At 43.6% G+C, this 23,202-nt stretch carries 13 protein-coding genes; 3 read left to right on the top strand and 10 right to left on the bottom strand.

Annotated features, from left to right (window positions below; translation table 11 throughout):
• Window positions 1-8: 8 nt before the first annotated feature.
• The 3 genes from IRJ25_RS02405 to IRJ25_RS02395 all read left to right on the top strand — a co-directional run bounded on the left by IRJ25_RS02405 (window position 9) and on the right by IRJ25_RS02395 (window position 4,320).
• Window positions 9-872, top strand: coding sequence for a tyrosine-type recombinase/integrase (locus tag IRJ25_RS02405; protein ID WP_214690545.1), 864 nt, complete (start codon window positions 9-11; stop codon window positions 870-872).
• Between the two features lie 140 nt (window positions 873-1,012).
• Complete coding sequence (locus IRJ25_RS02400) at window positions 1,013-3,094, top strand: heparinase II/III family protein (RefSeq protein WP_269317706.1); 2,082 nt, start codon at window positions 1,013-1,015, stop codon at window positions 3,092-3,094.
• 119 nt (window positions 3,095-3,213) lie between these two features.
• Complete coding sequence (locus IRJ25_RS02395) at window positions 3,214-4,320, top strand: acyltransferase family protein (RefSeq protein ID WP_269317705.1); 1,107 nt, start codon at window positions 3,214-3,216, stop codon at window positions 4,318-4,320.
• 196 nt (window positions 4,321-4,516) lie between these two features.
• On the opposite strand, the gene IRJ25_RS02390 is transcribed toward IRJ25_RS02395, so the two are convergent.
• From IRJ25_RS02390 to IRJ25_RS02345, 10 genes are all read right to left on the bottom strand, one after another.
• Window positions 4,517-5,473 (bottom strand): hypothetical protein, encoded by a 957-nt coding sequence (locus IRJ25_RS02390; RefSeq protein ID WP_269317704.1) that lies wholly within the window; start codon window positions 5,471-5,473, stop codon window positions 4,517-4,519.
• 281 nt (window positions 5,474-5,754) lie between these two features.
• On the bottom strand, window positions 5,755-6,540 hold the full coding sequence (locus IRJ25_RS02385) for a hypothetical protein (RefSeq protein ID WP_269317703.1): 786 nt from the start codon (window positions 6,538-6,540) through the stop codon (window positions 5,755-5,757).
• Complete coding sequence (locus tag IRJ25_RS02380) at window positions 6,524-8,878, bottom strand: dynamin family protein (protein ID WP_269317702.1); 2,355 nt, start codon at window positions 8,876-8,878, stop codon at window positions 6,524-6,526. The genes IRJ25_RS02385 and IRJ25_RS02380 overlap by 17 nt, the downstream gene beginning before the upstream one ends.
• A gap of 16 nt (window positions 8,879-8,894) precedes the next feature.
• Window positions 8,895-11,132, bottom strand: coding sequence for a dynamin family protein (locus IRJ25_RS02375; protein ID WP_269317701.1), 2,238 nt, complete (start codon window positions 11,130-11,132; stop codon window positions 8,895-8,897).
• Between the two features lie 10 nt (window positions 11,133-11,142).
• A complete protein-coding gene (locus IRJ25_RS02370) occupies window positions 11,143-13,206 on the bottom strand; it encodes a dynamin family protein (protein ID WP_269317700.1) in 2,064 nt (687 codons plus the stop codon).
• A gap of 413 nt (window positions 13,207-13,619) precedes the next feature.
• The gene (locus IRJ25_RS02365) at window positions 13,620-14,969 is read right to left on the bottom strand and encodes an Ig-like domain-containing protein (RefSeq protein WP_269317699.1); all 1,350 of its coding nucleotides are present in this window, start codon (window positions 14,967-14,969) and stop codon (window positions 13,620-13,622) included.
• A gap of 70 nt (window positions 14,970-15,039) precedes the next feature.
• Window positions 15,040-16,377: a trypsin-like peptidase domain-containing protein gene (locus IRJ25_RS02360; protein ID WP_269317698.1), complete on the bottom strand. Its 1,338-nt coding sequence runs from the start codon at window positions 16,375-16,377 to the stop codon at window positions 15,040-15,042.
• A 234-nt stretch (window positions 16,378-16,611) separates the two neighbouring features.
• Window positions 16,612-18,267: a hypothetical protein gene (locus IRJ25_RS02355; RefSeq protein ID WP_269317697.1), complete on the bottom strand. Its 1,656-nt coding sequence runs from the start codon at window positions 18,265-18,267 to the stop codon at window positions 16,612-16,614.
• A gap of 188 nt (window positions 18,268-18,455) precedes the next feature.
• Window positions 18,456-19,829 (bottom strand): Ig-like domain-containing protein, encoded by a 1,374-nt coding sequence (locus tag IRJ25_RS02350; RefSeq protein WP_269317696.1) that lies wholly within the window; start codon window positions 19,827-19,829, stop codon window positions 18,456-18,458.
• A 541-nt stretch (window positions 19,830-20,370) separates the two neighbouring features.
• Window positions 20,371-23,055 carry a hypothetical protein gene (locus IRJ25_RS02345; RefSeq protein ID WP_269317695.1) on the bottom strand — a complete coding sequence of 895 codons (2,685 nt, stop codon included), beginning with the start codon at window positions 23,053-23,055 and terminating at the stop codon, window positions 20,371-20,373.
• Between the last annotated feature and the right edge of the window lie 147 nt (window positions 23,056-23,202).

Genomic DNA, 23,202 nt, shown 5'->3' with positions numbered 1-23,202 from the left:
ACAGGAAGATGACCTTACACATGAAAGACGCCGTCGCCCAGCACATCCACTATTTACGCATGACCGGAAAATCGGACAACACGGTCAGCCAGGCGACCTATAAGTTTGCCCGATTCGAAGCCATCATGGGAGAAGGCAGAACGCTCGACGAATTAAAAACGAGGCAGGACGTCATGCCGTATATCGACACGCTCCGTTCGGAAGGCTGTCAACCGGTGACCATCAACAACTACTTGAGCGCTCTTCGCGGCTTATACGATTGGGCCATCGCCGAACATCTCGTCACCCATAACCCCTTTCATCAGTTACGGGTGAAAGTGACCGAGCGCCATTCAGCGGAGATCCCCTCCCCTAGACAATTGTCCGCTGTCATCGATGCCATCGACGTCCCATTGTATCGTACGTTTTTAACCGTTCAACTCCATACGGGCATGCGGATCAACGAGGTCCGGCTGTTAAAACTCGATGCGATCGATTTGCAGGAGCGGTTACTCTATGTCCGAGAATCAAAGACGGGAAAGCCCCGGAGAATCCCGTTGAATGACAAGATTCACTCCGTCCTCTCCACCTATCTCGATGAGGAGCGACGTCCCGTCGACTCACCCTATGTGTTCCCGTCTGCACGAGGTGCCTTGATTTGTAAGACGACCATCAATCGTCACCTGACGACGGCTGCCACAGAAGTGCTCGGCTATCCTGTCACGTCTCATACGCTCCGCCATGCGTTTACGACGCACCTTTATGACAAAGGGGTCATGGAGACGACGTTATCTGAATTACTTGGCCACTCCGAGCCGAAGACGACACGTCGGTACATCCGCGTCCGCGAGAATCATCTTCGCGATGCCGTGGAACGGTTGACGTTGGATTAAAGACCATACAAAGAAGACCGACCTGTGAATTAGATCGGTCTTCTTTTTACAATAAAGATGATATAGAAAATTAAGGGAATAAACACACCTCATGGTATACTTTGAAAAAGAAGTAAATCCAAATTTATTGAGGTGTATGCATGAAACGAATATTACTCGTCCTCGTCTTAGTAGGGGCTTGGGGCATGACCCCGACAGACTCCGTCCAGGCTGCGACGAACCCTTTCGATATCCGCTCCATCCCGAATGCGACCGTCTATGAAATGAAGAACGGTCGATTGACTAAAGTGGCAGCGTATTCGACAACAAAACGCTATACAGCCGTCAGTACGTCCGGCTGGTACTACATCGCACTGAGTCATACGAAAAAGATCTACATAAAGAAAAGTCAGGCCAAGCTCTTACTCGGTGACCCACTCACCGCTTCGAATTTGAAGTCGAGCGGAACGGCACGACTCGCGCATGAGTATATGAAACAGATGCCACTTCACGCGCCATATGAATATGAAAAATTGACACCTGCGCGCGCCGTCGACTACGCCAACCGTGCGATTCGTGGGGATTGGTCGATCCCGTCCAAACCATATCAATTGTCCGTCCCGAACGTCGATACGTTTAACTGGCACCGGGACATCCCGAGCTCGTCGAGCAATTCCTATCCGTTCCAAATTCATTATTTGACGGTGCTCAATCAATTGACCCAGGCGTATAACGAGACCGGCAATACCGCTTATTTGAAGTACGGGGTACGAGTCGTTAAAAGTTGGACGAAAGCCCATCCGATTGCGAACTACAAACAGTACCGTTGGCCATATAACGACCACGGCACGTCGATCCGGACGTTCCATCTCTTGAATTTTTGGGATGCCTATAAATCTTCTTCGCTCTATAAAGATACGGCGTTCACCGGTCTGATGTTGCGGACACTCCACGACCATGGCACGTTACTCGCGACGTCTAGCTTCTATAAAAATGATCACAATCATGGGATATTCCAAGACATGGCGCTCACTGCCATCGCGCAGACGTTCCCACAGTTCGACCGGAGCAGAACGTGGAAGACGCTCGCAGATAGCCGCCTCGATAAACAGATCCGCCACAGCATCACGTCGGACGCCGTCCACCTCGAGCATTCACCCGGCTATCAGTCCTATATGTATCACGTGCTCGACCGCTTCCTCATCTGGGCAGAAGCGAACCGTTTCTCACTCCCTTCGAGTATGGCACGGGTCGAACAGATGCCGAAGCAACTGACGTATATGATCAAACCGAACGGGACACTCCCGATCTTTGGGGACACGTCCGGTGTCAGACGGAACACCTCGATCATTCCGCATATCGAGGACTTCCCCGAGCTCGTCTTCGCCCTCACCCAAGGGAAGGAAGGGACACGTCCACCGGTCACGGCGAAACGGATCAGTAACCAATACAGTTTCATGCGCGAATACTGGGCATCTCCACCTCGCGCGTTCAATCAGGCGACCCAGGTGATGATGACAGCCGGCTATCACAGCAGTGCCCACAAGCATGCCGATGACTTGAGCATCGACCTGTACGGCCTCGGCCGCGACTTCATCATCGAGACGGGTCGCTACGGCTATACGAATCGCCCCGAACGTCAGCGCGTCTTCGGTGTCGATGCCCATAATACCGTCCACCGTGACGGGGCGAATCTCGACCTCCGCTCCACGATGCGTGGGAAGAGCAACATCAAGACCGTACAAAATCTCGGTTCGACCCTTCTTACGATTGGGGAGAGCCAGCTCATCGGGAACGGGGCGACGCATCTACGGACGCTCGTCTACGACAGAGAACAGACACTCATCGTCTACGACCGGATCAGTTCACCCGCAACCACGAAGTTCGTGCAACGGTTCCATCTCGCCGAAGGTCTGAAACTCCTTCAGAGTTCGATGGCGACTCAGAACGTCGTCTACGGTGATACGAACGGACGAACGATCCAGCTCATGCAGCTGAATCTTAAAAATTCATCGATGCGCAACAGCACGAGCTTCGTCGCCGTCGAGGATTACGAATGGAAGCCGCGTCCACAAGTCATCTCGTATAATACCGGGAAAGACGTGCGCTACCTCACGCTCATCCGACTCGACCAGTCGAAGACGACGATTCGCTCGGCCAGTGTGAAAGTGTCCGGTTCGAGCTACATCGTGACCTATACGCTCTCGAACAAAGAGACGAGACAAATTCGCGTGCCGATTTAACGAGAAGTATATTTTACAGTTTCAACACAAGTGTCTGAATCAAATAGACACACCGTCAACAGCGTGATAGATTGTTTGACGAAAAGAAAAATAGGAATGTATAGAGGAGATTACATCAGTTGCAGAAGCTCAGTTTTTTAGATGCCCTTCGCGGTTATGCCATCCTCGGGGTCGTGTTGACGCACTCGACACGGTCCCTTCAACAATTGCCCGATTGGTTATACCATATCGGGATACAAGGGTCGCGCGGCGTCCAACTCTTTTTTATCGTCAGCGCCTTCACGTTGTTCTATTCATTGGAGCGCTATACGGTATCGCGCCAGATTCCGCTTCAGGACTTCTACACGAAGCGCTTCTTCCGGATCGCACCGATGTTTTACGCCGCACTGCTCTTCTACTTAAGTTTTGATCTAATCAATCAATTCATCGGGGTTTCGACGGCTTATCCAGACGTGACACTTTCCCTCTTGGTCTCGACGTTGACGTTCACGAACGTCCTGCATCCCGAGTGGTTATTCAGTCTCGTGCCGGGCGGTTGGTCGATCTCGAACGAATTTTTATTTTATGCATGTGTGCCGTTCCTGTTCAAATGGATCAAGACAGCGCGTCAAGGGATCTTGTGGACAACGTCGACGCTCGTACTCAGCATCGTCCTGCACCTCCTGACCGAACAGCGTCAGCCATTCATGGACGTGAAGAGTTTCGCCTTTTATTGGTTCCCGAACCAGTTGCCGATCTTCTTGATGGGGGTCACGTTGTATCTCGTGTGGCGCGACCAATCGTGGTCCGTGCAAACGCACTATGCGATGACGTTCGGATCGATTGCGTTACTGATCATACTCGGGATTACTCCGTATGATGTCTATAGCGCGTTTCCGAAACATGCGCTGTTCGGTCTCGCCTTTTGTCTGTTGGCTCTCGGCTTATCCGGCATTCGGGGACGCCTCCTCAATCATTCGGTGATGCAGTACATCGGGCATATCAGCTTCAGCCTGTACCTCGTCCACTTTTTCGTCCTCGACTGGGTCAATCACCTCTTCAACGAGACGTGGACCCAGCAATATAACGTGACGACGGTATGGATGTTGACGTTCCTCTTGACGCTCGTCGTCTCTGGAGTAATTGCATCTGTCACGTATCGAATCATCGAGCGGCCCGGGATTCAGCTCGGACGCAAGCTCATTCGTCGACGCCAAGAACAGCAACAGCAAAAACAAACTGCGTGAAAACAAGCCTATTTCCATTCAACTAGACAGAACCTATAATGATAGTGAAGAAAACGGCTCAAATCCTTTCAACTGAAGGATTCAAGCCGTTTTGTCTTTTCTAAAAATAATCAATACCATGTTGCATACGGAATCTGGTGAGTGAACGACTTTCATTAAAAAACGTTTGTTCTTGAATTATAAATACTCACTTTGATTAATCTGCAAATTTATCAATCAACTTTTTTTGAACTACTAATAGTTTTTTACGCTCTGCACTTTTCGAATTTGTGAGTTGACTGATACCTTCTAACAAAGCTGCACTAATTTCTGTCAATCTTTCTAGTTCTGAGACACTCGCCTCTTGATTCTGTTTGGAAACATGTTGCATCTGTTGATTCAGCACATCGATTTGTTTGATCAATGTTCCAAACTCCTCGACTTCTTTTAATGCGATCACCTGTGCATCTTCAGAACGTTTCATTAAAGTGGTTGCTTCTTCTTGGATGTACATGCTTAGACTCTCCATACGAGCATTCACGGTATCGATGATTTTACCGTTCAGTTCGAGAAGCTGTTCATGATAGGACTCTTTACTATTTTTTATTTCATAGACATGTGTTTCGAGACCTTGCATAACTTCAATTTGGTCGTCATTGGTTTGAGAGATAGAGTCCTGAAGCTCTTTGAAACTATTCGGAAGCTCATTTTGTATCTCCACAAGCTCTTCAGTCAGACGTAAGAGCTCTTCTTGCTTATTAACAATTTCTCTATTCCCAATCTGATGACTCTCTTTAAACTTATTCAATTCTTCCGTTATGGTCTCGGTGTTTGATTCCATCGCTACTAATTTCGCTTCAGACGTATCGTTTAGCTCAGTAAGAGCGTTCTGAATATTCTGAAGTCCACCCTTGACGACTTCACCGTTCTGTTGTAATTCGGTGACGATCTCTCGAACGACTTCTGCCTGTTGTTCGATACTATTTAATAGCAGATTCATTTTTTGTTCATTCTCATCTGTTTTTTTCGCCACAGATGTAATCCCTAACCACAAGGTCACGATTCCTACCAATACCAAAAGCGAAATCATAATATCTGAATCAGCAACTGGTGTCGCTACAAGTGCAAATGCTCCTAATGATATAGGGAACATGTAGCTATATAACTTCTTCATGATGTCCTTCACCTCAAATTATCCATTTCTTATATCGCTTAAATAATGCGAGCACAGCATCACTGACTGCCTCAGACCTCAACGTTCGTATTGTCTGATCAAATCCGTCATTATTCTTTCGCGAGTCTAACACCTCAAGTAATTCGGCCACATACAGCGTTCGCTCGAATACATCCAATTGATCCAAATCATGTAGGAACTGTTTTAAGGTTTCAAGCATCTGGGGATATGCGTCAGACGTGATCTCAAGTAAGCGATGACTCAAAATCAGATATCTTCTCTCACTTTCCATCAATTCGTTTCTCACGTTCACCCCATCCTTTCATTCGTTCTATCAATTCTTCACCTTGATCATGCGAAGACTTGATGGTTAAAAACTGAGCTACTTCTCTTATTAGAATTGGCATCCATTCGGGAAAGGTCGGTCGATTTTGAAGCCAATAGGCATTCAACATGTCCGCTGCCGCTAAATCCATCACGTCAGACAATTCACGCGGTTCCGTTAGTGTCGATAGACGCATCAGGTATTGCCGTGGTATATCCGGATATAATTCTTCTGTTACTTTCTCAACCGTTTCCATAGGAAGGTAATCATCCATAAGATGATCAATTGTCATTTCTTCATATAAAGTATTGGTCACTTTTGTTAATTTTTCTAATGTCTTGATTCTCTTTTTACTCACTACTTTTGCGACAGCTTCTGTTTGAAACAGAGTACGTGACCAAATCGGTAACCTTTCCTCCACAAACAAATTCACTCGAACTCCTGTAGGAATTTCATCTAAATCAGCAGGAAGATAGTAGTGAACGACCATCCATTTCAAAATCGAGTGATCTTCTCGAGATTCAATTCTTCCCTTGGATGTCGGTACGGAGTCAAAAAGATTTGTATATTCGCTTAAAATGTCTGGTTCACCCACGATATACACTTGTCTAACACCCTCGTCAAATCGTCGCGTGTTTTGGAACTCCGCTTCTCGCATCGCCTTCCAAATAGATGGTTCATCCTCGAGCATGTGTTTCTCCAATTGATGTGCTAACCAAGCGATTTCAGATTGATAGCTCATTATGCTCCCCATCCAATAGCATTTCAATTTCTTGCAAAGTATGTCGTGAGGCTTGAATCTCTAGTTCAATCCGGTCGTTACCTTGTTCTTTGAGTCGTTCAATTTTTTCAATCTGTTTCTTCGACTCATCTAGCTGTTCGTTTAGTTGAGCAGGAACCATTTGTTCGATTGCGTTAGATACAGTTCCAAATTCTGATTTGAACCAAATTCGCACATTTTCTTGTTCTTCTGAGACTATAGAATGAATTTGACGTTCTACTTCTTTGTTCATATGTCGATTCTTAAGTTCTTGCAACGTCCAGTCATAATCGTTTTGAAGACGAACAATTTCTTGCTCGACACTCTTTTCGATTTTCTGTCGTTTGAGTTGTAAATCCTGACGGAGCTTTTCATTCGTTGATACTTTCTCTTCTAATTCCTTTAACTGTGACAACCGTTTATCACGCTCAATCTCCATCTCATGTTTACGCGCAAAGAAATCACGACGATATTGTGTATCCTCTACAGGTGGTTGTCGACGTTGTTCATCAATGTTTTGACCAATTTTCTTTGCTAATGTTTGAACTGGACTGGTAACTTGATCGAACGTCTTCACTGCGCGAAGAAGCTGACTGTCTTCACCAATCTCTTCACCTGCTTTTCGGTCAATAATTTCGTTACTGATTGCAGTCATTTTTCCTGTTGCTTCAAGCGCTAGTTTTGTTGTTGCCTTCTTCGCCGAATCTTTCATTGCTTGTTTAGCCGCTTTGAGTGCCGCTTCTTTGGCTAATTTTTTTGTAATTTCCTTTGATGTCTGTTTAACCGCCGTCTTCCCGGCTCCTTTCGCCAAAACCTGCACCCCGGCCGAGGCTCCCGCGGTCACAGCTGCAAGACCGATTGCGAGCCCAATATCTCCGACGAAACCAATCGCTGATGCAATCTTTGTTGCTGTTTGGTCATTAGCAGATTCATCGATAATGTATTGCGGGATGTATCGTTCGACCAATTCATCTGTCAATCCTTCAATCTCTTGAGTGAGAAGAAGATATTTCTCTTCATCTATTGTCTCTACCGGTAAGTATTGAAGCTCTGTCGCCACTGATTCGACTTTCTTCAACAGTCTTTGACGTTCGGCATCATGCTTTTGCTGAAGATGAAACAAGTCTGGCTCTGTCATTTTAAAGTTTACACTTTGATTCATCTCTTCATTCAATGTAAGGACGAAGCTTTCTCCCGTGACATTCTGCAACTTTTCCTGGACTGTCTTAAATATGGTGTTCCGAGTCGTCAACACTTCGTCTTCGATTTTTAGAGTCAACACATCGACAGAGAGGCCTTGATTGATCAATGACTTTAAACGTGTCTCAAGTGAAAGATAATTCGAATGAATAAATTCCTCTACTTCTTCACCTGTACGATATAGCATCTTTTGCATCAAATCAATCTGATTGACAATTGCTAGGTTCGCTTCTTCAAACTGAAGGTGAAGTTCCTGCTTTTCAGTTTCAAGTTTTGATTCGTCCTTAAAGAGCGCTAGCTCCAATAGCTTGATTTGTTGACTCACACGACTCTGCTCACGTAAGAGGAACAGATGAAGCGCATGATCAAAACGTCTCTTTTTGACCGCCTTCATCTTTTTCTTCAAGCTGGCGATAAGGTTTAAAACAAGTTCCACGTTTTGTCCTGTCGCCGCGCTTACCGCATGAACGGGATATACTTTTCCCAATTGAGAGAATAGGTCCGTAGTGACTTTCGCAACCAACTCTTCAATCGATACACCTTGCCTTTCATCCACTCGATCGATCTTATTGATAATGAAGTGAAGGTTAGGCTGATACAGAAGAATGTGTTTGATATAGACGATATCTTCTAAGGTTAGTCCCTGCCATGGCATCACATAAATAATCACATCAGCGGATAGAAGCGCTGATTCAGAAGCCTCGATATGTGCTTTGAATTTCGTATTGCGTCCCGGCGTATCGATTATCGTCACACCTTGCAACCAATCAGGCGACGTTTTTGAGAGTCGAATACTAGAAACACCCTCCACTTGACCTCCCGCCACCAAGGAATGTAATTCATCCCCTGATATCACGTGGTTCCTTCCATCGACAAACTCGATTTCCACCTTATCTTCGACTGTTCCTGAGACATAGGTGGGTATTGCAGTTGTTTCATTTGTATGTGTCGGTAGGGTGTCCCCTTCTCCGATTAAAGCATTGATCAGAGCTGACTTCCCAACACTAAAGGATCCCAATACAGCAATGTCTAATGCCTGTGTCGATGCTTGTGCCTCTATCGCCTCAATAAAATTAAGGTCTTCCTTCAGCAGTGGAAGGCTTTTTAACGTTTCAATCATGATCAATCTCTCCCTTTTAAATGTGTGCCGTCATTAACAACATTTTTTCTTCTTCCACCATTTGTTTTACTTGCTCCACGTCTTTTGCAACAGATGACCGTGTCTCCTGAGAACTGTCAATTTGCTCGGCAAGTTGTGCCGCTAATCGCATACTTGAAGCCAATAGTTCATCCTGTTTACGGATGTATTCTTCAATCTGTTGTTCGGCTAGTTTTAACGTATCCAATGTTCGAATAAAGTCACGGTAATCGCGTTTGCATTGAGTAAAGATCGAATCTAATTGTCTTGTCACCTTACGCTTTTGATTACTTAACAACCGACCTGATTCTGCCAATTCTTCATTCATACGTTGAATTACAGCCATCCCTTCTTTTTCATTCAGTGCCTTTTGCTCCTCAAAGATTTCGTCACGATCGGCATATATACCATCAAAATTTCCTAATTCTATTTCAATTTTCATAGTTTGTTCTGTGCGCTCATCGATTTCACGATGTGCAGCTACAACTGCCTCTTTTCGTTGAGCAATCAATTGTTCATATCGCTTATTCTCTACTTCGACCGTGCCATGTTTGTCGAACCAAAAGCGCCGTTTCTTTATGACACCATATCGTTTTTCCGTTTGAGAGGTGCTACTGATTAGCATGTCATGGAAGCTTAGGTCCTCTTTGTGTCGCTCTTCTCTCCGTTTAAGTTCACGCTGTTCGACTTTTAGTTGATGCTCTTGTTTAGTCTTGAGATCAAGCTTTCGTTTTTCTGCTGCCAGTTCTTCTTTTTGATGGGCAAATCTACTCTTCACTTCTGTCTCAATTTCCTCAGCCGTTTTTACTTTTGGTCTGTGGAGGTCAACTCGAACATCCAATACTTGATTCAAGTTTGGGGTTTCTAGTTTTAATTCAAACTCTTCAAGTTCTTGTCGCAAGGCGTTATTTAATTCTTCTGCTAAATCGAAGAGCTTTCGATCGAATAAGCTTTGATAATCTTTATTGAATAACTCTAATTCGTCATTCACCTGACTTTCGAGTCGTTCGAATGACTCAATCGACTCAACTGCTAGTTTGGTAGATGTGGTGTATTTTTCAAATTCTTCATTGAATTGCTTCTCGTTCTCCCGCTTTGTATTAGAGAAGAGATTCTTCAAACGGATGACTTCTTTCTTCAGTTGTAAATTGCGAAGTTCCGCCTCATCTTTAGCTAACTTATGAGCTTTTTCAAGCTCTTCCATGTCATCATCTCGTTCAAGCGCTTTTTGATATTGTTCAAGTTGGCGAATCAATTGTTCATAATAGTTTTCGATAGAAATGTTAGGGACATTTAAAAAATCCTTTGTCTTTTCCCCGGCAAATAGATAGTTTTCTAAGCGATTTAAGAACGTAGGGAAACAAGATAGGCTCATTAACTCGTCCGCAGGAACATTCTCCCAGTGTTTGGTGACGACCATCTCGTCTTGCGCTTTTAACGCTTGTAAAGCACTGACCGGATAGACAACTGCATGAGCAGGAGCGATTTGTTGGTAGTCATTCTCGCGCAATGAATTCTCAAGCTGTTCTTTCACTTCCTCCACTTGATCAAGAGGGACACCATCGAGTCGATTGGCGACAAAGAAAATTCGGTCAATCGATTCAGATAGGTCGCGAAGAAACTTAATTTCTGTAAGTTTCCCAGGCTGCTCCATATTGAAGAGAAGAATACTCGCATTTGACTTTTTAATTTGTTCTTTGGTGATTCGTTCATGCTCGATATTCAATGCCTGGAGACCCGGAGTATCAACAAGCACAACTCCGTTTTCTAGGTATGGTGAATCAACGTAGAGATCAACATAACGGATGCTTTCACTAACATTTAACTTCTCGCTCATCTCAGTGACATAGTCAGAGAGATCGTGGAATGGAATCTCAATAACATCATCATTTTTAAAGTAAACTTTCGCAATCGGCTCCTTGAAATCTTCACCAAGCTCATTTAAGTGTCTGATAAAATTGACAGTCGCTGTTGTAGGCGTCACTTTCGAAGGGAGTATCTCACGTTTCAACAAAGCATTAATGAATGTCGATTTTCCAGTCGAGAACTCACCGACCACGACAATTTCAAAACGTTCGTTCTCCCAGTTCTCTCTCAATGTCTGAAGATCTTGCATCATAGGACGCACTGACAAGACTTCTGGATAACGCTCTTCAAGATCCTTCCCAATCTGTAAAGCAGCGTCAAACCTCACTTGTAATTCTTGCTTTCGTTCAACAAACTGATCTCTTATCATAAGATAAACCTCACAATACTCTAATTTTTTTTATGGCCATTTGTTTCGAATCACTCACAAATTCTACGAACTTATTTTCAACCATCTGGAGGTGTGCATGATGACGTTCCTCCTGAATGCTTAACAGTCTTTCTAATTCTTGCCTAACCTCCGATAACCTCTCATTATGTGTTTCGAGAACAATTTTTGATTGATCATTGATGATGGAATAAAGTGCACTTAGAAAACCTTGACGTTTCGAATGGATTTCTTCTTCAAGTTCATCGATTTCTTTCAATGTATGAGTTCTTTTCATCTCATTTTTCATAGAAAGATTTCGATTGACCTCGTTAATTCGCTCCAACTCCTTTTCATACTCATCCGTCATCTCTCGGTAACGTTCATCCCAAAGGTTTACTCGTGAGTAATCATAGCCATCTGGAACACTTTTTTTCCAAAATAGAAATCCCGTTTCCCGATACAGTTTCTTTGGTTTCGGGCGTTCCCCTAGGTTAGACACAACACTTTTTTTGTTGTTTTCCACTTCGGATACTTTTTCATCAAGGGTCTTTGCAATTTTCTTTTGCTCTCCGTCAATTGTGGAAAGTTTCTTCCTAAGTTTTATCCGTTTAGATTCTTCTTTATCAATTTGTGACTCGTAGACGTCAAAGTCTGTCAAATCTAGATCCAATCGAAGTGGTTCGAAAGAAATTGACATCAAGATGGAGTCAAAGTGATCCCACTTGATATCCACATCAGTTTCCATCGTTCTCATAGCATGAAGAAATGCTTTATCAGCACATTTCACTTCGGTTTCAAACGCCTCAACGAATTGATACCCCGACTCTTCAATCGTTTTTCCCCACTCCATGTAGATTTTTTCGACATGGTTCAAATGCTTAATATAGTCATGTTTAAGTGATTCGACATCAATCAGGCCGTAAGCAAGAGCCTGCATTTTACTGTTCAATTGTTGGCTAAGAGATGCATAGAGTGATGTGACTTCGTTTAAAACGCCTTTTCCTTCTCGCAACACGTTCTCTTCCAAACTTGACCCCATCTCACGTACATTACCTTCACGACGACGCAACAACATCTTTCCATACTTTTCCACGTCGGCATAATCTAATTCAGTAATTGCAATCAGACGATCTCGTCTTCTCATACGCTCTTCTTCTACTTCACGATTTTTATCAGATTGCTCTTCTTCAACTTTTTTAATTTCCATGAGCAATTTCATATAGTCACTTTCAATTGAACGAAGGTCAGCTCGATGATAATCACCTGAGGTCATGTAGTCGCTTAATACCGCTTCAAGAGACATAATATTAGAAGCGTTTAATAAAACATCATTTGATTCGATTTTCCCGTGCAGTCCCAAAGTAGAAGATACACCGATGATGTCTAGATCTGATATGCCTTTAAGATTCGATTGAACCTCTTTGACCACTTCATGCCATTCTTCAGCCTCATTCATTCGATCAATATGTGTACCAACCAAAAAGACTTGCTTTCCGTCTGAGATAAATTCTTCTAGGAGTTCATGATCTGTCGCTTCAAGTCCTTTTTGTCCATTGAACAAATAGAGGATTGCAGAAGATTTTTTCAACTGTGTTCGTGTCGTTTCAAAAGCAGATTTGGTGAGCGAATTCGCACCTGGTGTATCAATCAATACCAATTCTTCGTTTAAGAAACTAACTGGCCAATATAAATCAACAGTAGCTAACTGATTCGTAATTTCGTCTCCTTGAAATGTCGTATACCTCTCTAAATCATCAATGTCTTCGATTGGAAAGGTTCGTGAGTCTCCTTCTAAATAAGTAAGTATTACTTTTGCCTCTTCTCGAGAAGAACAATTCCGTATGCGAGTCAAGATTTTAGTGGATTCAATCCGACGAGTTGATAGAATTTCCTCTCCTAACAGCGCATTAAGTAGCGCGGACTTTCCTACAGAGAATTGACCGATGACGGCGATGCTACTTTCTAGTGAATGGATACGATTTGATAGAATTTCAATTTCGTCTCCAAAAAACAAATCTTCTTTGTATTCGTCAAACAGTTCATCGATTTTTGAGCGTAGTTCATTTTTTTTCATATTAGTTTCCACTCTCTTGTGCGATTTTAAAAAGAAATGATATATGTATTCGAAAAACCTAAATTAAATCCATAAATTACTTATAGATACATTTTGAGTAATTTACAATTCTTTTATAGGAAAAATTATACTATATTATTTCACATATACTTAATAATAAAAAGTATCAGGTTAAAAAAATTAATACGTTTCACCTGATGATTTTTATACAACGTTTCTCACATACTTCAATCAATACTTTTGATTTTGCAAGTTTAAAAAAGTAGAGAACCACTCAGCATTTTCTTTTCTATCAAACAACCATTCAACCGATTCAGTTCACATAGAAACGCCATGGTCTTCCTATGTCAAAATCCCTGTATAAAAAAACCGAGTCCAACATTCCATCAAACTCAGCCTCACTTCATCCTATCCTACCTCGACACCTTAACCGTCTTCACCGTCGACCCGTATTTATTCTTGCTCGTCACCTTGATCGGCGTCCCTACTTTTTGCTTATTGATTGAGAACGAGTAATTCCCTTTCGCATCGGCCGTTCGCTTATACGATTTCTTCCCGATCGTCATCGTGACGATCGCTCGTTTCTCGGTCTTGCCACTCACTTTCGTCGAACGGACGGAAACACGATTGACCGACAACGCTGGCAGCAAGTGACTAGAGGATACCTTCAACTGATAGGTCCCGGTGTACGAGGTGCCCATACCGCCTTGCACGTATACAAAGTAATCCCCTTTTGGAAGAACGACCGATTCGTCATAGCGTCCCGGTTCAATGGACGAACTGTATAGATAAGTCGACAATACCTTTTCGCCTTGCGCGTTCTTCACCATCAAGCTCGCGGCACGATCGATGAAGGACAGCAATTCCACCCGGACGCGACTTTCTTTCGGTAAGGACAGTTTGTACACATCAATCGAATCGTTCCACGAGATCAATCCGGTACGTGATGTATAGAACGGGAACCTTTCCGCTTCGACCGACCCGTTGTTCGGTTCTCGTTCTTGATTCTTCGCATGTTTGAATGAACTGCGAATCTCATAGACACCCGTATTCGACCGATACGTCAAATCGTATACGTTCAGATAATAGATGCCAGGTTCCAAGTCAATCACCATCTTCTGTTTCCCTGGATTGTTCGTCGATCCTGATACTGATTTTTGATAAATCGACGTGTTCATCTCTTCTATTAATTCGAAGTAGACCTTTTGCGAAACAAAGCTCGTCAACTCCAATTGCAGTCGTCCCGCTTGTTTCAGTTCGATCCGATACACATCGCTTCGATCTTGTAACGTCAAATGACCCGTTGTCGTTTTTTGAAGCGGCAACGGCTGTGCCAAGAGCGTACCATCGTTCGGCTCCATGTCATCCGTCGTCACTGGATTAAAATCCGCGCGAATCGCGTATTTACCGAGAGCATAACTGAACTGAAGTCGATACGTACCTTGATTCAAATCAAGCGTCTTTTGATAACGTGCCGGGGAATACTGACTTCCGCGAACCCATTCATACACGACGGAACGATTGTTTTCATCGACTAGGGTCACTAACGTATTTGCCATCTCAAGCGTCAAATCCAGTGTCAGTTTTCCGTTTTGAGGTAACATCACCTCGAAGGTCTGGTTCGCCTCCCCCTTCACGAGCTCTCCTTCTAGTACTTCTCCGAACACTAGATCATGTGTCGTCGATTCAGCAACTATAGGCGTGATCGCCATCGACCCTTGAATCCAAATCAATAACAAACAAATGAATACAATACGCTTCATCGCTTCTCCCCCTGACGTCATAGAGAAAGACTGACACGACGGCCAGTCTCTCTACTTCCATTCAATCGTGTTACTTCAGTTCATAACTCATTCGATACGGTTGATTCCAATATTCCGAATCTGCCAAACCGGACAATGGGAACGAGGCCAAGTAATACTCGCCGGCAGGAATGACGAGGTCTAACGTTCCATAATAGCGTCCTTCATTCGAGAACTCTTCACTGTAACGAATCGCATCACCATTCGCGTCAAATAGACCGAACGCCCAGTATTCACCTTGCCGGTTGTTCATCCATCCTCCAAACACGGATAGCGTCATTCGTTTATCGGTCCGGAAGACGAATGTATCGACATCTTCTAAATCATAAACAGAACCAATTAAATCACCCGAGGCATAAGAAATCACATCTGCATCCGCAAAGGCATCATTCAATTCCTGTTCTCGTGTGTCACCTTTGCCTGATACGACGGGTAACTCATATCCGGGTTCGGTCGGCAGTTGTACATTTGCAATCGTATCGCGTCCGTATTTCAAATTGCCTAGCTCTTGAATGGGTACCGCATAGTTCATGTTTTGTGAGTCAGGAAGCCCCCACGTGACGACTCCGATGACCTGCCCGTACTCGTTAATGAGAGGACCGCCTGAATTTCCGTGTGTCACACTGGCATTAAATTGAAGATATGGTTGACCACCAAAGAAGACCTCACGATTACTTAGAATCCCTTGTGTAATCGTATTATCGACACCCTTCGGACTTCCCAGTGCGTAGACAGTTGAGCCTGTACTTCCCGCTTTTACCGTCGACAATATCGGAATAGATTGAAGGGAAGGAACGTCTAAGACTGCCAAATCTAGTGCGTCATCAAAGCGTTTTAACTTAAGCGTCTCAACCTCGGTGCCGTTTGCGAATCGAATGCGAGCGTATCGATTCGCTTCACCTGAGACGACGTGGAAATTCGTGATGACCTCCCCTTTCTTCGTCACGAATCCACTCCCTGTCGAGGTAAGTCGATCGGAAGCATCGTACATCTCAATTGTCGCAACCGATGGATTGACTAACTTAAACGCTTCTTGTGCGTTTAGTTTTTTCGGTTTCACCGTCACACTAACGGTCGACTTCAACTTCGTCTTTTGAACAGTGACCGTGATTGTCACTTTCCCGACGGCCTTCGCTGTAATTTTCCCATTTTTCACAGTTGCTACTTTCGTGTTTGAAGATTTCCATACATACACCGGTTTTTTCACGCCACTCGCTTTCGCCTGTACCGTTTTCGATTGACCGACCTGTAACGCCACACTCTTCGGAGAAACCGTTAAACTTGCCGCGGCTGCCGTGGTAGGTAAGCACGTGCTCAATAACATGAATAGAATGGCAAAAAGAGAAAACTGTGTCACGAACCGTTTCAAATCTCTCGACCTCACTTTCATCTTTAGTCATTTCATATGAATCTTGTCTATCATCTTGATAGTATCAACTTAGTTCTTTTGTTGTAGTAAACATATGTTATTCAAGTCAATTAGAAATTTAAAATTAAAAAGGAATCGTTCGACATGAACTGACAATCATCAAAAAAAGTCATCCTTCTTAAAAAGAAAGATGACTCGAACCATTTTTTAAATACGTTTCGTTACCTTTACACCTTATTTCGGTACTTTTTCAAACAGACGGAACATGCGTAACTTTCCACCCGTGTCATAATACATCCAGACCGTATGTTTTTGTTTCGTGCGATATGCCGTAATTTTTCCCACAGAGCGTTTCTCCCACGATTTACTTCCGTTAATTGTTTCAAATGTCTTAGATTTCTTGGTCCATGTTTGAATCGGTTTCCCGAAAGCACGTTGTACGCCCCGTTCAGTAATGTTTGGGCGCTTGTAGTTCCAAAATGAGAAGACAATCTCATTCACACGCTTTGAACGGTTCGTCGCAGCATATATCCAACTTCCTTGGAACTTTCCTCGTGTCGCTACCTTTTTGTCTAACAAAAGTTTGCCAGCAGTTCCTCTTACTTTTGCATATAAATCTCCGATACGATAATCCGCGCCTTCAAACGTTCCGTTTTGATCGAGTGCTTTCTTCTGTTCTTTCAACCATTCAAGATCTGTTAGTTGAGGGGCCGGTACGACTTTTATATAAAGTGAGGCAGTGTGATCTTCATAGGTTGCGTTCACTACAACTGGCCCTGATTGTTTCCCGACAAAAAGACCGTTCTCAATCGCTAACCGTTCCTTCGAAGTCGTCGTCCACGTCACCCCTTCCGTGATAGTCTCTTTCTTACCGTCCGCACGGATTACAATCAGACTCGGTCGGACCTTCGTGTCGGATTCGATTATTTTCAACTCTGGATTGACTGCAATGGAACGAATGCGTTGGTTGAGTGAAGACGTAGCATAGAGTTCAATGCGTTCCCCAATCGAAACAAACCGCGTCGAATCTGGTGTGAAGACGACACGCCCCGGTTGAATCGATGAATAGACTCGCTTGCCCGTCTTAAAGTCATAGAGAGATGTTTCGTTCGAGAAAAACGTTCCGGACGAACTGACCATGATTTCTCCATGGACTCCGATTTCTCGTAAAGTCCCTCTCTCTGTGCTCGGGTTATATTCATATAAACTGCCATCCGCTCTTATCATCACAACAATATTGTCGTCCGTCACATCGAACGATTCGATCGATTCTTCCATGTCGAACGAGGAGGTCATTTTCCCTTCATGAGTGTATAACGACATCATCCTCTTCTCCCCTACAGCGATGAGTTGTTTTGACACACGAAGCGTCTGAGACGATGGGGCAGAGCGCCCATCTCGAACAATAAAGGTTTGCTTTTTCACTTGATCGGTAGCAACATCATACCAAACGAGACCTGATGACTCCGTTAAGATGACGACGACCGAGGATTTCGGCAAAAAGCGGGCTTGTACGGTCTCATCTTTAAAGGATATCGTCATGTGTCCCCATTTTGCTTCATCTAACGTATGATGTTCAATTCCCTCGCTATCGTATGTCACGAGGCCAGATGATTGTTTAGTAATGACCCACTGTTCATCATCACTAACATCTAACACATCAGTAGCTTGTCCTTTTACATCAAGATTTAGGGTCCCGTCCGACAAACGATATGCCCGATATCCCTCTTTCCCACCAATATACATTTGCTCGTTTCCTACGATATAGTTCGTTGGGCGACTCACGTCGATCGAACTTACCGGTTCGATGACGAGGGCTGCCTTTGCTGTTGAAAACGAGAAGAGACTAAACAAGACTATCAGTCCAGTTATGCGTAACCATCGTTTCATATTCCCCACATCCATTCTTTTGGTTTACGTTTTTACCATCTTTCAATTACCCAGCTCATGAATTTGAGAACAAATCATTCTTCTTTCAAAAAAGAGGATCCGACATGATGCCGAACCCTCTCTTCATCTACACTCGTTCACAATTCACTTTACCTATTGATGCATCAAGTAATTCGACACACATGTACTCATTTCGATACCTTCACCGACTTCACAGATGTTCCATACTTATTTTTGCTCGAAATCTTGATGCTCGTCCCAGCCTTTTGCTTGCTGATGGAGAATGAATAGTTCCCTTTCGCATCGGCTGTACGCTTATAGGACTTCTTGCCAATCGTCATCGTGACGGTGGCACCCTTCTCAGTCTTGCCACTTACTTTTGTGGAACGGGCTGTTACAGAGTTTACTGTCACAACAGGAAGAAGATGACTTGATGTGACTTTTAGCAAGTACTTCCCAGTTTCACTCTGCCACGGACCATCACTAATAGAGAGATAGTACGTACCACGTGTGAGCGTCACGGATTTTTTAGCTCGTCCCGGCGCCTTTGTAGAACCATAGACATAGTCCTCAATCACTTTAATATTATCTACATCGTAAAGCGTAAGAATCGCTTTTTCATCAACATAAGATGTGAAATCAATTCCGACTTTGCTGGTCTTTGGAATCACAATTTTATACACATCGACGGAGTCGTTCCATGACAATAATCCGGTACGCGATTGATAAAACGGGAATAATTTTGCTTCAACCGATCCGTTGTTTGGTTCGGCCTCTTGATTCAATGCAGGAACGAACGTTGATTTGAGTTGGTACATCCCTGTATCCGTACTGTAGGGTCCACCATCTTGAATGGAGATATGATAAGTACCCGCCTCTAAATCAATATAACGAACAAACTTGCCTGGATTTTTCTTCGATCCCGAAATCGATTCGTAGAATGCTTGCTGATTCATGTCATCCGTGAGGGACACGCGTAACGTGTCATCTACATATGTCGATAAATTGAGATGTAATCGTCCTGCTTTCGTCAGTTTGACTTCATAGACGTCCACCTCGTCTTGTACGGAAAGGAATCCTTTCGTTGTCTGTCCGAATTTCAACGGTTGTGCTTCAGCGGCTCCATTGTTCGGTTCGATGTCATCTGTTTTGACTGATGTGAACGAAGTCTTGATGGTGAATTTCCCTTGATTTGTCCGATAAGAATCATCGTATACGATAAATTGATACTCACCTGCCTCAAGATCCCAAGACATTACTTTCCTTCCTGGTGAAGAAGCACTTCCACTAATCCATGTATTATAGATGGGGTTGTTCATCCCATCTTGGAATACGATGTTCACTGTATCGTCTACCATTGTTGTAAAATCAATTGTCACGTTGCCCGTTTCTGTTACCTGCAACGTGTAAGTTTGTCTATTCTGTTCGGCTGTCAGTTCTCCATGTACCGCACCATTTAACGGTAAAGTACGTTCTTCTGCCGTAACCATCTGAGGTCCTAATGCCACTAGTAAGAAAACCCCTGCCACAATCGTCAACCAGCGTTTCAAATATGAGATCATTTCTTTTTCTCCTTTGAATATCATAGATGTCATGAGTCCATCCATCCCATTCTAAAATTGACTACGCCTTATTGTAGCCAGTCCTCATATCTCAGTGCGCATCGTTTTAAACGATATGGAAAACCGTTTTTTAAATTTGTTTTATTATCGTTCGACAAGATTCGTCACGTTTCCAATATTGCGTATCCTGAATGGGAGGTGGTTTCGAGCACAGCATATTGAATTGAAACTATTCCTCGTCCCAGGCTGACGACGAGGAAATCCTTTCCGATCGAGTCCATCCAAAATTTCTTTCACGAGTATTTAGCCGTCATTCGACCAATCAATAGTTTGACCTTTATAGCAAATACTCTCTTCATTGATGGGCGTGACGCTGACAATCCCGCCACGCTTTTCAGATTGATTCAGGTTCATCGCTTCTCTTTCTTTGAATATGAAAAAACACCCTGAGCCGCGACGCTCAGAGTGTATCAGAAGAATAATATATATTTGAAAATAAAAACAACGCCCCATCTAATGATGGGACGCTGATTGAGAAATATTATTTTGTAGCTGTTACCACAGTTTTAGCTTCTACTGTGTTATTAGCCATGTCAGCAATGTTGATAGTAGCATCAGCCATTGCAACTGTCAATGCTTGGTCGACATTGTAATCACTAACTGTTAAGACAACTTTGTTGTCGTTAGCAGTTCCATCAGTAACAGCAGATACCGCGAAGTTAACGCCGTTGACTTTAACAACGAAGTCATCTTGCGTGTTAGCTGCATCAGTAACTGACGCCAAGTTTTCGCTGAATGTTACTTCTACTGTTGTAGAAGTAAGTTTCTTCGCAGAAACCAATGTTGGTTTAACGTTATCAAGCAATCCGCTGATTACTTGGTTACGTGAAGCTGTATCAAGTTTTGCACCAGCTTCAGAAACAACGTTAGATGATACTGTAAGAACTGCATCTTGCGAACGTGCGATTGTTCCAGCAGGAAGTTCAATCTTCACTTGTTGTTTCGAACCATCGAAGTATGCGATTGTTCCAGCAGGAAGAGCTTTGTTATCTAACTTGTAGTTAGAAAGATCAATAGCAGAGTTTGTCATCGGTGTTCCGAAAGGAAGCGTGATAACATTTGCTGCAGCAGTTGCTGTTACAGCAAAGTCAGTTGTCGTTCCAGTAGCTTTCGTGAACGATACAGTTGTAGAAGAAAGGTCGTTTCCAGCCATGTCTTCAACAGTACCAGCTCCGAGTGAAAGCGTGTATGTTCCTGCAAGGATTGAACCAGTAGTAGGAGCAGTAGATGATTGGATTGCAGTAGACTTGACTTGGAGAATAGTGAGATCTCCATTAGCGTCGGCAACAATTGTTGCACTTGAAACTGCACGGCGAATACCATCTTTGTCAGTCAAAATGATGTTTGCTGGCACAGCATTTTGAATCACTTCGTTAAACTTGATGTTAAAGACTTCGTCAACAGTTGCAGTTGTATCCGCATCGACGATTTCATTGAATCGTGCTTCTACAACAGGACCTGCTGTGTCTTTAGACAATGTTACTGATTGGTTTACCGCGTCACCAACAACATTATCAGAAACAGCTTTGAATGCAGAGATGTTCAATGCAAGGTTAACAGAAGTTTCGCCAGTGTTGTAAAGCATTACTCCACCGTTGTTCGAAACAGTTACAGTCCATTCTTTTCCACCAGCACCAGTTACAGGTGTTGCAACAGACAAGTCAAGACCATTTTTCTTAGCTACCACAGTAGGCTGTGTAACCGCTTTGTTGAAAGTGATCTTAAATGTATCTTCGTCTACTTTTTCAACTTTACTTACAGTTGGAGCTACAGTCACGTTAGAAATTGTGAAGTTTCCAGAAGTAAATGTTGTAAGGTTCGGAGAAGCTACACCAGCAGAGTTAACGTTAGCAATGTCTTTTACGTTTGCAATCTGAACTGAGTAAGTTCCATTGTCAAGGCCAGTTGCCCCACCAGAGATAACAAGTTCTTTAGAGTATGGTGAAGCTGCAGTAGCTGCTTTTACAACGCCATTAACTTTAACTAAACCGACTGCAGAAACGTAGTCGTTGAATGTAACTTTTAAGTTACTGCCGTCAACTTCTACTTTCTCAATCTCAGCTGCCGAGTTGTCCACAAATGTAAACGTCTTAGTGAAGTCATCAGCAAGTGGTTTTAAGTTTTTGTCAAGGATTGCTTTCTTCACTTTGACAGAAACATATGCGCCATTGTTTAAGGCAGATCCATCAGCAAGAGTAATTTTAACTTTTGTAGGATCTTTTTCATCTACAGCTACAGTGTAAGCAGCTGCCGCTAGTGCAGCACCATTGTTAACTGAGATTTCATAGTTTGCTTTGTTTTCAGCAGTAATCTTATCGACAGACTTGTTGAATTCAACAACATGGTCTTTACCGTTAATTGCCTTAACGTCTTTAACCATTGGTGCTTCAACAACAAAGTTCATAACGTCAGTCTTCACTTCGCCTGAACGGAGGATGAATGAGTGGTTACCTGCAGGAAGTTTACCAGACTTAACTGAAAGTTTGCCGTCTTTAACTTCTGCTTGAACAGCTGGAAGAGCTGCGTTCATGTCGCGGTTAGCGTACACAACGAGTTCAACTTTTTCGCCGTCTTTGAGGTTTTTCACGTCAGCAGTTACTGAGAGAACGTCGTCCATAACTTCGCTCTTCACTTCAGAAAGTTCTACTTTCGAAGCAACTACTTTGTATTTAACTGTTTTTGTTACAACGCCAAATGCTTTGTTAGAGTAAGTGAATGTTCCTTCGAACTCTCCAGCTTTCTCAGTTGAGAAACCAGCGTATGTGACAACTTTGTTGTATTTCACGCCGTCTGCGAAGAGAACTGGCTGAATACGAAGACCTGATGCAGGAACGCCTTCTTCGAGGACGATTTCTTCAGGTTGGATATCTTGTGCGTGGTTCAAGACGCGAAGTTTTTTCTCAACGCGGATGCCTTTGCCTTTTACAAAGCCTTTAGCAGTTTGGAACACGCCAAGTTTGTTCATGTCTACTGACGATTTGTACCAGTAGATCTCGCTACCTTTGTACTCTTTGTCAAGTGCCGCGTCGAGGTCCCCGCCGCGTACGTAGTCCGATGAAAGACGGACCGTTGTTGATGCTGCGTCTGCTGTGATTGCAGGCGCTACTGCTGATGCTGCTACTGCGAACGCTGCCGCTGCAGTAACGAATTGTTTCTTCTTAGCCATCTGATGTAAATCCTCCCTTAGGTAGATAGGTTTTTCTACCGTCCTCGCCCAACCGATCTCGTTCGGAGTCATGTATCCATAACAATGAATAAAGTACTAATGATTATGTAACCGACTCTTCTTTAGACCGGGCGTTCTCCCCCGGTA

The organism is Exiguobacterium sp. KJ 601 (assembly GCF_027161185.1).
In the GTDB taxonomy this organism is placed as follows: domain Bacteria; phylum Bacillota; class Bacilli; order Exiguobacteriales; family Exiguobacteriaceae; genus Exiguobacterium; species Exiguobacterium profundum.
This window is presented reverse-complemented; position numbering and strand designations above follow the sequence as displayed.

Coding starts and splice junctions, on each gene's coding strand:
- IRJ25_RS02370 (WP_269317700.1), bottom strand. CDS start 13,206: ATGAAAAAAAATGAACTACGCTCAAAAATCGATGAACTGTTTGACGAA.
- IRJ25_RS02390 (WP_269317704.1), bottom strand. CDS start 5,473: ATGAAGAAGTTATATAGCTACATGTTCCCTATATCATTAGGAGCATTT.
- IRJ25_RS02385 (WP_269317703.1), bottom strand. CDS start 6,540: ATGAGCTATCAATCTGAAATCGCTTGGTTAGCACATCAATTGGAGAAA.
- IRJ25_RS02345 (WP_269317695.1), bottom strand. CDS start 23,055: ATGGCTAAGAAGAAACAATTCGTTACTGCAGCGGCAGCGTTCGCAGTA.
- IRJ25_RS02405 (WP_214690545.1), top strand. CDS start 9: ATGACCTTACACATGAAAGACGCCGTCGCCCAGCACATCCACTATTTA.
- IRJ25_RS02375 (WP_269317701.1), bottom strand. CDS start 11,132: ATGATAAGAGATCAGTTTGTTGAACGAAAGCAAGAATTACAAGTGAGG.
- IRJ25_RS02355 (WP_269317697.1), bottom strand. CDS start 18,267: ATGAAACGATGGTTACGCATAACTGGACTGATAGTCTTGTTTAGTCTC.
- IRJ25_RS02380 (WP_269317702.1), bottom strand. CDS start 8,878: ATGATTGAAACGTTAAAAAGCCTTCCACTGCTGAAGGAAGACCTTAAT.
- IRJ25_RS02350 (WP_269317696.1), bottom strand. CDS start 19,829: ATGATCTCATATTTGAAACGCTGGTTGACGATTGTGGCAGGGGTTTTC.
- IRJ25_RS02400 (WP_269317706.1), top strand. CDS start 1,013: ATGAAACGAATATTACTCGTCCTCGTCTTAGTAGGGGCTTGGGGCATG.
- IRJ25_RS02365 (WP_269317699.1), bottom strand. CDS start 14,969: ATGAAGCGTATTGTATTCATTTGTTTGTTATTGATTTGGATTCAAGGG.